The sequence below is a fragment of the Rhizobium sp. M1 genome (genome assembly GCF_002531805.1).
GTDB lineage: Bacteria > Pseudomonadota > Alphaproteobacteria > Rhizobiales > Rhizobiaceae > Rhizobium > Rhizobium etli_C.
The window spans coordinates 18348-30573 of sequence record NZ_NWSW01000035.1 but is presented as its reverse complement, the minus strand read 5'-3'; the positions used below and the strand labels follow the sequence as shown (position 1 = coordinate 30573).

Sequence of the window (12226 nt, the reverse complement as noted above, 5' to 3'; positions counted from 1 at the left end):
TGCCCCGCCGACTGGCGGAAGGTATTGAAGCCGGTCTTCGAGCGTGATCGTGCCAGCCGGCGTGCCGTCAAACACTACCTTGACACGCATTGCGCTGCCTGACCCGTTAGGCGTCTCCTCCGACGCCGACGCGCACGCCATCGACGATTCCGGATCCCGCGGTCTCGGTCACCTCCGATGGGCGGCTCACTCCCAACCCACGTCTATGCGCCTCGTCCACCAGCGCGCGTCCGACCACATGGCCCGACGCCTGGTCCAGCGAGGCGGCCAGCCGCAGGATCCTGTTAGGATGCTCCGATCCCTCGATGTGGCCGACTTCGGGCTGTCCCGCGGTGAGCGTCCCCGTCTTGTCGAACACCGCCACGGTGGCCTGGACGAGTGCCTCGAGAGGTCCCGCACCCTTCACCAGAACGCCCTCCTTCGCAAGTGCGACGGGTACGGCCAGGATCAACGGACAGGGCGTGGCGACGACCAGCACGGCCACGATCCTTGACAGGTCTCCGGACATGAACGCCGAGACGCCTGCAATCGCTACCGTGGCGAACAAGAACCACACCGAGAACCGGTCGGCCAGTCGCATCAGCTTCGCCTTGGAGCGCCTCGATGCTTCCACGAGCCTCACTATCCCGGTATTCCGGCATAGGTGCTGTCTCGGCGCGACTTAGAACGCGGATTTTGATCACGTCCCCCTCGTTCGTAGCGCCACTTGAAATGTTGCCATCCCTCGCGATGCGCACCCTTAAAGGCTCTCCGGTCAGGACCGCCTGGTCGATCGTCGCGACTTCGCAGACGAGAGCCCCGTCGGCCGGTACGACGTCGCCCTTGCGTATCAGGAGCACGTCGCCGACCGCGATCTTCTCGATTGACCCCCTTGCTATGTAGATCAGCGCTTCGCCTGCCCGGCGCTGGCCGGGGCCAGATCTGAGACCGTGCGATGCAGATATTCGGCACAGGACCCCGCAGGACCATATTCATCTTCATTGTCTTCACGACTTCGAATCAAATCAACTGCTTAGCCTTGAAAGACGGCCTATTCTCCAAACGGAAGTTCAATTTCTTCGCCGTTTCTTTTTCCGCCTCGGTCAGGACCGTGTTGAGCCGCTCGGCATCTTGTGCTGGCAGCATTCCCGCCCCGGTTCGAATACCTTCTCGCCATGTAGGCCCGCGCCTCCATGCTTCGTTGTAGACGAGCGCCAAGTCGGTAGATCGCCTTGTCTGCTGCAGCGCTCCGAAGAGCAGCGCAGCTTGTCGGATGTCCTTCTCACGCTTCGCCGGCCCCTGCCCGTCCGTGTTTCGGCGGCTGGCGACTATTAGCTTGTGGACGGCATACCGGGACGGATCAGGGACGACGACCGGAACACCGCTTCGGTGGAGCAGCATTGTCCTGACGGGTTCCCTTATGAGGAAGTCGAGAAAGCGCAGTGGATCCGCGCTGGCGCCACCAAGAGCGGGCATCTTCGCCGGCTGATCGATGTAGTCATCCGAACCACGGTTCGACGTCAGGAACTCAACCCTGTAGCCGTCGGCATTCTGAAACGCTGACGATACCGCGGCTCTGGACGAAAGCTGGCGTCGACGCCCTGCAGCAACTCAAGGATCGGAGGCAGACTATCTTCGACCTCCCGACTGATGGCATAGTCCTGGGCGATGTCAGCATCGCCGGTCAGGATCGCAGCCATGGGAAGACGGACACCGAGCAGTCCTGAATAGCACTGAAAGGCCACCGTGCCTATGAGAATACCCCGGAGCCGAAAGAGACCGCCATCGGCAAGAGCCTCGACGATATCGCCCGACATGGCGTCAGGGGCGATCATCCCGCCTTCGCGGGTCAGGGTATTTACCAAGCGCCTGCGAGCGCGTAGATCGTCTTGTCCCGCTTATGATCAGCTACGCGCTGTGCGATAACCGGATCATCAGCGGAACCGACGTAACGACGTTTCGTACCACCATGTCCATCCGGGATGTCGAAATACCAGTACTTGCGCCCCTTGATGTTTGCCGGGGTGAACCGACCCTCCGGAGGGAAATCGGCCGTCCAAGCGGCGTCGAGCGAGCGCTGACCGAGCTCAGCGAGCATCGTCTGATACATGAGGTCGATGGACTTCATAGCTCGACTCCAGGGTTATACTGTTTTTCAAAAACAGTATAACGGTCGTGAGGATAGGTCGCAAGATAGGATGCCGCCTCTATCGCCTTGAAAGGACACCTGCAACAAGCTTAAAAGGCAGGCAGCGCGTCACGCTCATCGTTCAAACCGCTCCAGCATTTTTCTCAACTGCGCGTTTTGCAACGTTAGCTTTCTGGCCAGCTGATCCCTGAGCATCCTGATCTCGTCATCGAGGCTCATCCCGTTTGCAGTTTGGATAAATTGGGGATCGTTTGCAATCGCCACCGCTTCCTTGCTGCGGCTCCTTTGCTCGCGCGGTGCGACTCGGCAATTCGCTTGAGCCTAGCGGCATCATTCGCAGCGGTGACGTCGAAACCAGTACCACCTGATATAGCGGGATCAGCGACCTCCACGATTTCGGCAACTTCGCCGTCGACCTTGTCGTGGACATCGCTTTCGGCTTCTTCGGAATGCACAGGCTTGAGGGAAACTGCACCGGGTTGACCGTGACGAGGTAGCTCCGCGCCTGCCGGCCGACCATCGCTATTCAGGCTGTCCTCGACAGGCGTTTCAGTCGGACCAGAACTAGGCAACGCCTCCGGCGAAACCTTCTCGGTCGAGCCGTTTTTTCGCTTTTGTTCGCGTCCCGGTGAGACCAGTCGGGCAAGAAATTTCCAGGGAGACGCCATCTATCCGACCTCGCGTTTTATCCCGCAAGCAGGCAGTAAGTCTTCATTCCGGCAACAGCTCACCGTCGCCAAATTTTATGTCTTGATAAGCATGGAAATGCGGCCGGCGATTGACCAGCTGCTTTTATCAATCGAGTTTGAGCCGTTTGCGCAGATCGGCATTTTCAGCGCGAAGTTTTTCAGCCAGAAGCTTGCGCAGCCGCTGATTTTCCTCTTCTAACTGCAGGAGGTCCGCCATTTCATCGATCGCTGTCGTCGGCGCGGCCGAGGCTGTCTGCACCGCCTTCGGAGCACGGCGCACAGGTGCGCGTTTGGCGCTCGCCGCAGCTTCGATCACCTTTGTCTTGCGCCCTCTCCTCTTCACACCACCGGCGCCGGCCAGAGCAGCTGCTGGCTCTGCCGTAGTGTCAGCTGACGCGGTTTCGAGTGCCGCGGCTTTCTTGGCCCTGGGTTTGCGCTGTTTCTTCGGCGTAATTGGCGTTTCGACAACGGCCGGCACATCGGCACTGGTTGCAGTGTCAGTCTCGTCGGCCATGCTTATCTCCTGTGCATCTGATGCAGTTGTCGACGGCTCAAGAGGCGGTGTCAACAACGACTCAGCCTGATCTGGTTTTGGTAGAGAAATTTCGCTGTCGGATTTGCCACTCTGAGAGCTATCCGACAGAAACGGCATTGCCTCTTCGTCTAGGTCGCGAGCGACGGACTTTAGGTCCACGTTGCCCCAGATCGAGTTCGACCTAGTATCGAGTTTTCGTCTGCCGCTTTTGTACTCGACGGCAAAACTGCGTTGCACTTTTTTCAATATAAAAGGCCTTGAAAATTCACGGGATGATTTGGTGATGGGGTGGTATATCCGAAATAACGATTACCGGACTGCCCGTCTATAGCCACGCTCAAATGTCCACCTCACCTTTCCAGGAGCAGAATTCGTGGCCAGTCGAATGGGGGATGAGACGGGTGAGGCTACATTGGCCCTGAACGAAGTCAAACCGTACTGATTCAAAAGTTGCACGTGGGCAACTTATCGGCGAGCTTCCTTGTTGTACATCGCCGGAGTCTTAAAAGATTTTCCGCCAACCCCGACGCGGTCTATGTAGCGCATCCAGAGCGCCGGCGTTGCCAGCGCGCACGGGCGAAGGCCAGATCGATCGGCACCACCGTCGTCACGCATGAACTGCCGAACCCTCAATCGAAGAAGCAATGCGCCTGTCAACCTTGTCTTTCTTTGCTCGCCTGCCGGGCCAGTTCCCTTCGATCCGTTATGCGATCTTCCTCGGCACCACAATCGGCGTGGTGACGAAGCTGATAAGGAAATGTCGCTGGGCGGGCACAGTGTTGTATCTTCAAATATGGAAGCCAAGATCGTTGCGACCCCTTGGGCAGAAGTGGGGCGGAGATCGACCATGATCGTCCCGTACCGCGAGGAATGCCGCCAGCTCCAATCATCGATGCCCATAACCCGCGGATTTTCGACGAAGCCATTGAGAAATGGGAAGGTAAGCCGCTTTACACCTTCGCCGGAGACAAGAAGCCCGGCGATATGACCGGTCGTCAGCAACCGGCGTCAGCGCCCCTCCCAGCCGATGCGAGGTGTAGCAGAAGCACGGCGTTCGGCGATTCGAGCAGCGAAGCCGGCACACTCGCTTGTCGGATATCGTCCCGCCGAGCAGCCGCCCAGAGCGGCGAGGCCATTACCCTGACGCCTTCTGCGCCGCGCTCATCAATTCCACAGCCGATGGGTTTTTATGCGCCGGCACAGATTGTGTGATGCGAGAGCACACAGCGTCGAGGTTCGGTCGGTCTGCATCAACGGGCTTCAAGGAAGCCGAGGCCATCCGATTGCGGAAGATGCTGGACAAGCTGCGCTGGAAGCGAAAGCAGCCGCCCCTGCCCTATTCCTGAAGTGCCGCTATTGTCTGGGTCGAGCCGACCCTGGTCGCCGAGAGCGAGTTTCCTGGACAGCTGATGGGAAACTTCGCCATCCATCCTAACAAGCGGAGGTGGCGCCTAAGGTGAAATACGCCGACTTCAACCAGATCACCCCGCAGCAAAAAGGTTCCGACGACCCTTCCGGCCATTGCGTACGGACCCAGAACAGATCGTTAGCCTGCGGCTGACGCCAATCGTTCGGCCGCGGCTCACACAGCGCCACTTGGCGTATTCAAAAGCGCCGAGGCTCTTCGCGCAGCGTTGGAAGAGCGAAGCCATTGAATCTTGTGAAGCATTCGGTTGCGCCGCGGGCGGATTTCAACTATCTTTTTCGATAGGGCAGTACGCGCTGCCTTGGGGTGTGGAAACCCCTACACGTGGTTGATGCCGGCCGTAACGGCATCACACTCCTTGACCTTCGGTCGAGGAGCCTGTGGCGTATGTCCAGGTTCCTCGGAACTAAAGGCCACAGGACCGTCGTGTACGGTTTCCAACTCCCCGATCAGTGGGTTGAGCGAGTTTTCAGCGGGGGCGCACCGCGTGAAACTCTCCATCGGGGTGTCCACCATGAAGCGCTATGCAACAGCACAGGTCCGGACTTCGAGGCCTGCGCAAGCCGAACAGTCGAATGTAGCGCGCGAGTTGGTGCATCCAGTTGATCGGCATGTCGGACAGCAAATCCGTATCCGCCGAATGCAGTCGAATGTATCCCTAGGGGATCTCGGCGCCGGCATCGGGGTCAGTTTGCAGCAGGTACAAAAATATGAAAGCGGTAAGAACCGCGTCAGCGCTTCGATGCTCTACGAGCTTGCCAATTGCCTCAAGATCCCTGTTTCGAGGTTTTTCGATGGTCTTCCAGATCCCGAAACCACTCAGGGCCAGCAAATCATAACAGAGGTCGATGAGAAGATTGCCTACATTTCCACGGCGGAGGGACGGCGTCTGATAGACGACGTTTTGCTCCTTTCTCCGCGTGTGCGCAGCCGGGTCGTTGCCCTCGTCAGCTCGATTGTCGATGAAGAGATGGAAGAACAGAAGTAAGCATCCGAGAGGGCCACTCAGGCGGCTTGATCTGTCGGTGTCGTAAGAGGTATTTGTGGAACTTCAGTGGCTCAGCCGTGGCTGGGTAGGTTCGATTGGTAGCGGTCCGCCTGTGGATACAACCGACACGATATCTGTATAGTCATTTATTGATGGGTTGTTATGACGATAGGGCTGGTTCGACTCTTGCTATGGGTGAACGTTCTAGGCTGTGTGATGCAGACAATTGGACTTAGGTTGTCGGCGTGAGAAACGGTTGAGCGTAAAGTCTACAAGGCACCTCTGAGGCTAATAGCCTCGACGACTGTGCGTTCTGTTCGATGGCCGTAAACTCCGATCAACATCAGCGATGTGACAATCGTCGTGGTTATCGTCGATGTGATGAGGCTCCGCCTAACTTTGTCAGGCGTTCGAGAAATGACAAAAAGTGCTCCCCCGATCAACAATCCAAAGATCGTTTGAACACCGATCCCGCCGATCAGTTCACCGAAAAGGAACCAGAAACCGAAGTAAGGCTCTGTGAACATCGAGTCATCGCCCCAATGCAACCGCATCAGCTCGAGGACTAAGAAGGCGACAGCCCCAAAAATAAAAGAAAGGCCGACAAATCTCAGCATTTTACCCTCCATACGAGAACGCGACCTTAGCTGCAACTTGCTTTGAATCTATGAAGAGAAATGATAAATTGCCGAACTGGCCAAGAACGTGAACACCATGGCAGCAGGCAGACGTCCCGCGCGGTCTCCCCAATCCACCGAAGCAGGACTTCGAGACGGCCATTGACGCCGTTCACGTTGTAACTGGCGATCACCGTCAGTGGCGATCAATCTCGGCCTCGACTTTTTTGCGGCTGTTACCGGCAGACTTGACCGCCTTCTTGACCGTATCCTTCGAAACGTTTTCCTTTTTCGCCTCGTATGCGACTTCATGCTTCTGACCGGCGGCGACGCGCGCCCGGTCCTGATTTCGTCCACCTGATGTAGTAGCCATGATAGAGCCTCCTGTGTTTCGACCATCTGAAAACGGACGCGGATTCAAGAAGTTCCGGCTAATTCGTGCGGTGCAAGACATTCGTCGTAGGTGCCGCAACCGGGTGACCTCGATCCTGCACCGCAAAGACCTCCGCGGTGTCGCTCCGGCCGACTGGTAGTTGCTGGCTTCTCAAGGACGATAACGAAATCGAAGCTGCTGAGCACGTCTCTCCGCTGGGCGGGAAGCTGTCGATCAGCAAGGTGCAGGACGAAATCGGTTATCCCGTCGACCCGGCAGCTCAGTGAACGGCAGCCGACGTCGGCGCGTTTACGCGCGTCGCCCACCTGCCGACATAAGTGCCGATGAGCAACGTTGTGACATCCTCTAACGATGTCGCGCCTTCGTTGAAGAACTCGATGGCGGCCGAGCACAAGGTTTGCGACGCCTGGTCGTCGGGTTCGACCTCGTAATAGCGGTACCAAGCCTGTACCGCTTCCGAAAGCATGCGGAAGTGTTTGTCGTGCGTGGGCATGTGACATCCTCCAGCTATCGACATAGCGGAGGAGCGATCTACAACAAGACCTCAGTCTCCAACTCTTCGGGATCCTGACGGCGGTCGTTCCCCACTCAAAGGACGCCACAGTCGAGAACGGTCACCTCATGCGGCTTCGGAACATGAACAAGACGAGAGATCCGGTGAGGTCTGCTGCGGTTGCGGCGAACATGGCTGTGAAAGCAGGGCTTGGTTCGAGCGAGCGGGCGATCATCCCGAATATCGGGGAAGACGAGGCCACGCCGACAAACCCCAGGCCGTTCAAGACGCCCAAGATCATGCCACGCCTTCGAGCGGAGATGTGCTCTTGTGCTTCCGCTAAGGCAATCGTGTGGCAGTTGCTAATCGAGTACAAGGTGGAGAGCGCGATAGCGGCGACGAATACATTCTGCGCCGGATCGAACGCGAGGGCGGTAGTCAGTACGATTGCTACCCCATAGAGCGCCCCGACGATCGATCCCGCCGACCAACGCTTCATTGCCAGAGCTAGAACGACACCCGTCAACGTGCCTGCCGCGTTCACCGCGGCAAAGGCATTTGCCGCCTGCTGGGAAGAAACCTTGACCACCTCCATGAGGTAGGGCGACGCCCAGGCACTCCTGAACACGGTACCTAGAGATGCACTTAAGAGATAGGTGACAGGAAGATCAGAAACCCGACATTGTTCGGAGAGCGGCTTGCCTCGTCGAGCATCGGGTTTTCCTCGTTTCGATCGGTATTGACTGAGATATAGAGCAAGCCCGATGCCAAGGTCATACAGCACGCCGACGCCGCGACCGCGTATCGCGAACCGAGCATTGAAACAAGCAGCTCGAGCGGCGTTGCGGAGACCAAAGCTCCAAGCGACCCGATGGTGGCGACCGTGGTCGCGACCCGCGCCGCCTTCTGCCACGGAAGTGCCTGCCCATAGTGGAAATAGATCCCCATAATAGCTGGAGCGCAGCCCATTCCGATCAGCCCCTGTCCCAGCAGTGCATGTGCGAATGACGTCGCCGTCGCGATCATCGCCGAGCCCACAGCGCCGCAAAGGGCGAGCGCTGTCATCGGCAATCGGCATCCGAAGCGATCGAAGAGCAAGCCTACTGGCAATTGCATTGCGGCGAAGCATGCGAAGAATGCCGAGGACAGAACACCAAACTGGCATGGAAATAGTAGGAGATCACGTGAGGATGGGACGACAGATGAACTTTGTCGTCGACCCACATGTTCCATCCGCACTATTCCTATGCCGCCATCTTATGAAGCTGGTCGGTGACCTTTTTGGTGTCGTAGGGCTTCGGAAAAAATACGCTGTGATCCGGCATGTCCCGTGCCGACGGCTTCTGCTTGCCCGACACGACGATGATTTGGATGGGCGGCCATCTGTCGCGCACCGCCGCAGCGAGCATCAGGCCGTCCATGCTGCCGGGCATGCCGATGTCCGTAAAGAGGATGCGGATTCCAGGCGTCGCCTCAAGGATCACGATCGCCTCCGACGCATTGCCTGCCTCGAATGCCTCGAATCCTGCAGCCTCCACCAGATCGACCGTCTTCATCCGCAGGAACGGCTCGTCCTCGACTATCAATACCTTATGCTTCAATTGCCTACCCGTCGGAACCAGCCCGCACTGGTGAAACTTCAAATGCCGGATCGGGTTCCGCTGAGAATGCGATCTCGAAGACCAGGCCCTCCGGGCGGAAGTCCGAACTGCTTGGGCGCTGGCCTTCGAGGGGAAAACGCGCTCAATGACTGCGTAGCGTGGCGCAGCGGTATCGTCTTTTCACCGTCCCGGAGCTTCGAGCAGCAGATGCAGCGCAATGACGATCGAAGTGAGGGTATGCCGGCTGAACTTGATTTGGGACTCGAAGCTTATGCTTGACCGCCTCCAACAGAAGACAGTTTCCTTTGAACGGCGCTGAGCGACTGGTGGTGGTCGCAGCCGCAGTCTTTCCGTGAGCGCGTCAATCGGTGGGCGGCACGGCATGTTTTCGTGCAGGTTATACGGCAGGCAAGCAGACCACTGAACGCCGCTTCGTCTTCAGATCCGGCCGCATGCGCATCACCGTTTGGGCAACAGGCATCATGGAAGCGCCGCCAGGCAAGAAGAGCGTCGTCTGCGAAGAGAAAACCAAGCGGCTCGGCGTTGGCGGCTAACCGCTAACCAGCGACACCACGAAGGAGCCAGCCCGTCGGGGACAGATCGCCCCCTCAGCCGCTTCATCAATGTGATTTGGAGTTTGAAATGGATCAATTCGCTACCGCCGACAACACCTCCGCAGCCTCGAAGCCAGGATTGCGAAGGTTACAGTCTTGAGGACCTAGCCGTCGCCAGCGGACTTACGGTCGAGGAAATCGCAGCGGCCGAGGGACCCCTTCAGATCGTGCCTCAGCACCACCTCGAGCGCATTGAGCATGTGATCTCGTAGCTTTCCGTCTGGGTCAATCGCCGCCTTTGCGCAGATCCGACCTGCAAGGAGCGGCATGAGGGCGAGCCACTATCCAGGTGCGGCGACACGAGGCCGCGCGGCAGGAGCGCGACACTAAGCCCTCTTACCGGGGCGTGGCACAACAGGGCGCGATGTCGCTCGAGAAGTAAGCGCCCTCAACGCGAACCTTGCCCCGGAGACCATGGAACCAGTGGGCTTGGCAGCTCGCCCAACGAAGCCGGGAAGACGACAGTCGCCGAACAACGGCGGTCGCGGGGCCGGAGGCGCCAACTCGATCGTTGGCCGTGGCTCAAGCTGTCGCCATCATCGGCTGTATCTCAGTACAGCTGAGTATCCCTGTCCCGCGACATCCGAGAGACAGCAATGACCTGGTCTTCCGGCACCAGCAAATCGTGTTTTTCAGCGAACGCAGCGTACAGGCCGCGTGCCGTCTCCGGCTCGATCTCGCCGCGGAGCGCGGCACCGCAAGCCTTGGGAGCGATGGAATGCGCACTATCCCGCAACGACGCCGGCCATTCGGCGAGATGCCGGTAGGCGTCCATCACGCTGCGGACCTCAACGGGAAATCCAAGACCAACAAGAACCGAAACAGGCTGTCTGAACATATCGGGCTTCATCATTCTCTCCTTCCCTAGCCGCGATGTTGATGGGCGCCATCGCGATGGCGCCGTTTGATGTCTTTGCGTCCGAACGTCGCCTGCGCTGAACAGTCGACGGCATCCGATTTGGTTTTTGGCTTTTTCGAATTCAAGAGGAATTGCAAAATAGCTCGTCCTCTCCCTGGCACTGATCCGCCCAGTGCCATGCGGTCGCTTTCAGCACGTCCGAACCAAACCATCCCACAGACAGAAAACAATGGAGGCACTCGACCCTCTCTCTGTGGCAACAAAGCTGCTTCCTGTGAAAACATCAATGCGCTGAAGGTTTTGGAGGGGGCGAAGGAAGGGCAACCTCGTCGACCGTCTTCAGCACCAAGAGAGTGTCATGGCGCCGCATGCGCGTGCGCCGGTTCAACAGCCGAGCTGATGCCGCTTTGGGATTGAATATGGAACGAGCCGCGTCCGCCCGTCGTGCGGTCGCAGCCCCCATGGCTGCTCCACCTCCACATCTGTGTCGTGGCGCCTCTGCTGAAATCAAGGCAAGACATCCGACGAGGGCCTGGCTCAGGCGCGCCGGATTTATGACGTCCACGACGAGTAGCTCGGACTTGAACCCGCTTCTATTCGTTTTGGTACGGTGCCGGACACGGTAGCGATGGGAACATGCAGTTAGGAACTCTCGTGGATGCCTGAGGTTTAGGCCTCGCAAAGACAATCAACCCACAAAGGTGAACTCATGACTTTCAAGATCCTTGCGACGTCAGCACTCGCTCTTGCTCTTGCGACATCTGCCATGGCTCAATCCTCCGGAGGCTCTGGCGGCTCAGGAAGCTCCAGCGGCGGCGCATCGTCCGGCAGCGGTGCGTCCAGTACCAATGGCGGCGCATCGGGCACCAATGCGACGGGCGGCAGCAATATGAATGGCAGCAGCGTTGGTAGCAATTCCACCGGGTCTGCAGCTGACGCCGGCAATCCAACGGATAGCAGCAGCAATTCTGGCGCGTCAGGTGGTGATCCGAACGACTGCCAGCGCGCAGCGGGAAGTGGCACCGGCAATCCGACTCCCAATAGTTCCGCACAATCAGGCGCGGCCAATGCTTGCTGAAGTCATCCAGTCTGGCCGGTAGTAGCAAAGGTGCTCCAGGGACAAACGCAGGCTCGCCAGCTTTCGCGGTGCTGTGTGCCACTAGCGATCGCTTTCAACCTACCTTGTTGATCACGCCGATCGCGGTTGCGCAAAGCTGGGCGTCCGAACTCGCCTCACAGAAACGGAGAAAATCTAGAACGTCTTTTGCGGTAGTGGAGATGCTCCCAATTACACTGCCTGGGGCCCCTGCAGCCTAACGGCTTCAATCTTGTCACCACGCTCAGTCGCCCCCGATGCTGTGTCGGCATGCGAGCGTTACTAGCAGCGCTGCCCGCTTCGGCGCAGGATCTTGATGAAGGCGGCCCGGAGCAACATGCGGCGAGCGCCCCATTCGTCGTTCAATAGGGCGATTAAGTCGAATATCCCGTTCCCTTCTTTATCAAACTAACCACCCGCGCTATCTCCACGGGCTTGTCGAGGCGCTCTACAGTCTTAAATCGCGGAGGGATTCCACTGGAACCGTAACCGGAGACGAATGCGAAGGGTGCGTTCCGAGCCGCCAGCGCTTCTGCGATCGGGATCGCCGACTCTCCATCGAGGTTCAGGTCGAGTATAACAAAGTCCAGGTGATCCGTTTCGTCGAGAAGTGCAAGCGCGTCACTCAGGGAGCCGACCGGCCCAACCACCTGCGCACCCGCACGGGAAAGCGAGCTCGCCAGTTCGTCGGCGATGAAATAATCGTCCTCAACAACGAGAATGGCCAGGCCAGCAAGGGTCTCAACAGTCATCGTGGACTATTCCTTCCGAGGTCGAAAGCTATGG

Annotated in this window: 11 protein-coding genes and 6 pseudogenes; 4 read left to right on the top strand and 13 right to left on the bottom strand. The window is 58.3% G+C overall.

The window, feature by feature from the left end; all coding sequences use genetic code 11:
• Positions 1–24 precede the first annotated feature (24 nt).
• The 4 genes and pseudogenes from CO655_RS34780 to CO655_RS27100 form a co-directional block, all read right to left on the bottom strand.
• Positions 25–863: pseudogene (locus CO655_RS34780) on the bottom strand (HAD-IC family P-type ATPase); the annotation flags it as partial.
• 167 nt (positions 864–1030) lie between these two features.
• Positions 1031–2107: pseudogene (locus CO655_RS27110) on the bottom strand (GSU2403 family nucleotidyltransferase fold protein).
• A gap of 135 nt (positions 2108–2242) precedes the next feature.
• Positions 2243–2796, bottom strand: a pseudogene (locus CO655_RS27105) (hypothetical protein).
• 127 nt (positions 2797–2923) lie between these two features.
• A complete protein-coding gene (locus CO655_RS27100; protein WP_012489415.1) occupies positions 2924–3598 on the bottom strand; it encodes a transcriptional regulator in 675 nt (224 codons plus the stop codon).
• 1007 nt (positions 3599–4605) lie between these two features.
• On the opposite strand from CO655_RS27100, the pseudogene CO655_RS34435 reads away from it, so the two are divergent.
• Both CO655_RS34435 and CO655_RS27080 read left to right on the top strand, forming a co-directional pair.
• Positions 4606–4787, top strand: a pseudogene (locus CO655_RS34435) (ATP-dependent DNA ligase); the annotation flags it as partial.
• Between the two features lie 505 nt (positions 4788–5292).
• Positions 5293–5766: a helix-turn-helix transcriptional regulator gene (locus CO655_RS27080; RefSeq protein WP_086156507.1), complete on the top strand. Its 474-nt coding sequence runs from the start codon at positions 5293–5295 to the stop codon at positions 5764–5766.
• A gap of 269 nt (positions 5767–6035) precedes the next feature.
• On the opposite strand, the gene CO655_RS27075 is transcribed toward CO655_RS27080, so the two are convergent.
• From CO655_RS27075 to CO655_RS27050, 7 genes and pseudogenes are all read right to left on the bottom strand, one after another.
• On the bottom strand, positions 6036–6383 hold the full coding sequence (locus tag CO655_RS27075) for a hypothetical protein (RefSeq protein WP_009986281.1): 348 nt from the start codon (positions 6381–6383) through the stop codon (positions 6036–6038).
• 104 nt (positions 6384–6487) lie between these two features.
• Positions 6488–6577 (bottom strand): annotated as a pseudogene (locus tag CO655_RS34430) (exodeoxyribonuclease III); the annotation flags it as partial.
• A gap of 2 nt (positions 6578–6579) precedes the next feature.
• On the bottom strand, positions 6580–6756 hold the full coding sequence (locus CO655_RS27070; RefSeq protein WP_086156506.1) for a DUF3606 domain-containing protein: 177 nt from the start codon (positions 6754–6756) through the stop codon (positions 6580–6582).
• A gap of 280 nt (positions 6757–7036) precedes the next feature.
• Complete coding sequence (locus CO655_RS27065; protein ID WP_086156505.1) at positions 7037–7270, bottom strand: hypothetical protein; 234 nt, start codon at positions 7268–7270, stop codon at positions 7037–7039.
• Between the two features lie 121 nt (positions 7271–7391).
• Entirely contained in the window at positions 7392–7865 is a 474-nt protein-coding gene (locus CO655_RS27060; protein WP_086156504.1) for a hypothetical protein, read from the bottom strand.
• Positions 7866–7915: 50 nt separating this feature from the next.
• The gene (locus CO655_RS27055) at positions 7916–8503 is read right to left on the bottom strand and encodes an MFS transporter (protein ID WP_086156503.1); all 588 of its coding nucleotides are present in this window, start codon (positions 8501–8503) and stop codon (positions 7916–7918) included.
• An 11-nt stretch (positions 8504–8514) separates the two neighbouring features.
• Positions 8515–8871, bottom strand: coding sequence for a response regulator (locus CO655_RS27050; RefSeq protein WP_086156502.1), 357 nt, complete (start codon positions 8869–8871; stop codon positions 8515–8517).
• A gap of 271 nt (positions 8872–9142) precedes the next feature.
• Between CO655_RS27050 and CO655_RS34000 the strand changes: the two are divergent.
• Positions 9143–9362 (top strand): annotated as a pseudogene (locus tag CO655_RS34000) (hypothetical protein); the annotation flags it as partial.
• Positions 9363–10035: 673 nt separating this feature from the next.
• On the opposite strand, the gene CO655_RS27040 reads toward CO655_RS34000, so the two are convergent.
• Positions 10036–10335, bottom strand: a complete 300-nt coding sequence (locus tag CO655_RS27040) for a DUF982 domain-containing protein (RefSeq protein ID WP_086156539.1) — start codon at positions 10333–10335, stop codon at positions 10036–10038.
• A gap of 718 nt (positions 10336–11053) precedes the next feature.
• Between CO655_RS27040 and CO655_RS27035 the strand changes: the two genes are divergently transcribed.
• Positions 11054–11422 carry a hypothetical protein gene (locus tag CO655_RS27035; protein WP_086156501.1) on the top strand — a complete coding sequence of 123 codons (369 nt, stop codon included), beginning with the start codon at positions 11054–11056 and terminating at the stop codon, positions 11420–11422.
• 392 nt (positions 11423–11814) lie between these two features.
• Here CO655_RS27035 and CO655_RS27030 read toward each other — a convergent pair whose 3' ends face one another.
• Complete coding sequence (locus tag CO655_RS27030) at positions 11815–12192, bottom strand: response regulator (protein WP_086156500.1); 378 nt, start codon at positions 12190–12192, stop codon at positions 11815–11817.
• Positions 12193–12226: the final 34 nt, after the last annotated feature.

Bases quoted from the DNA above. Each gene is read 5' to 3' on its own strand.
- CO655_RS27040 (WP_086156539.1), bottom strand. From the start codon at position 10,335: ATGAAGCCCGATATGTTCAGACAGCCTGTTTCGGTTCTTGTTGGTCTT.
- CO655_RS27030 (WP_086156500.1), bottom strand. From the start codon at position 12,192: ATGACTGTTGAGACCCTTGCTGGCCTGGCCATTCTCGTTGTTGAGGAC.
- CO655_RS27060 (WP_086156504.1), bottom strand. From the start codon at position 7,865: ATGGAGGTGGTCAAGGTTTCTTCCCAGCAGGCGGCAAATGCCTTTGCC.
- CO655_RS27055 (WP_086156503.1), bottom strand. From the start codon at position 8,503: ATGGAACATGTGGGTCGACGACAAAGTTCATCTGTCGTCCCATCCTCA.
- CO655_RS27070 (WP_086156506.1), bottom strand. From the start codon at position 6,756: ATGGCTACTACATCAGGTGGACGAAATCAGGACCGGGCGCGCGTCGCC.
- CO655_RS27035 (WP_086156501.1), top strand. From the start codon at position 11,054: ATGACTTTCAAGATCCTTGCGACGTCAGCACTCGCTCTTGCTCTTGCG.
- CO655_RS27075 (WP_009986281.1), bottom strand. From the start codon at position 6,383: ATGCTGAGATTTGTCGGCCTTTCTTTTATTTTTGGGGCTGTCGCCTTC.
- CO655_RS27065 (WP_086156505.1), bottom strand. From the start codon at position 7,270: ATGCCCACGCACGACAAACACTTCCGCATGCTTTCGGAAGCGGTACAG.
- CO655_RS27080 (WP_086156507.1), top strand. From the start codon at position 5,293: ATGAAGCGCTATGCAACAGCACAGGTCCGGACTTCGAGGCCTGCGCAA.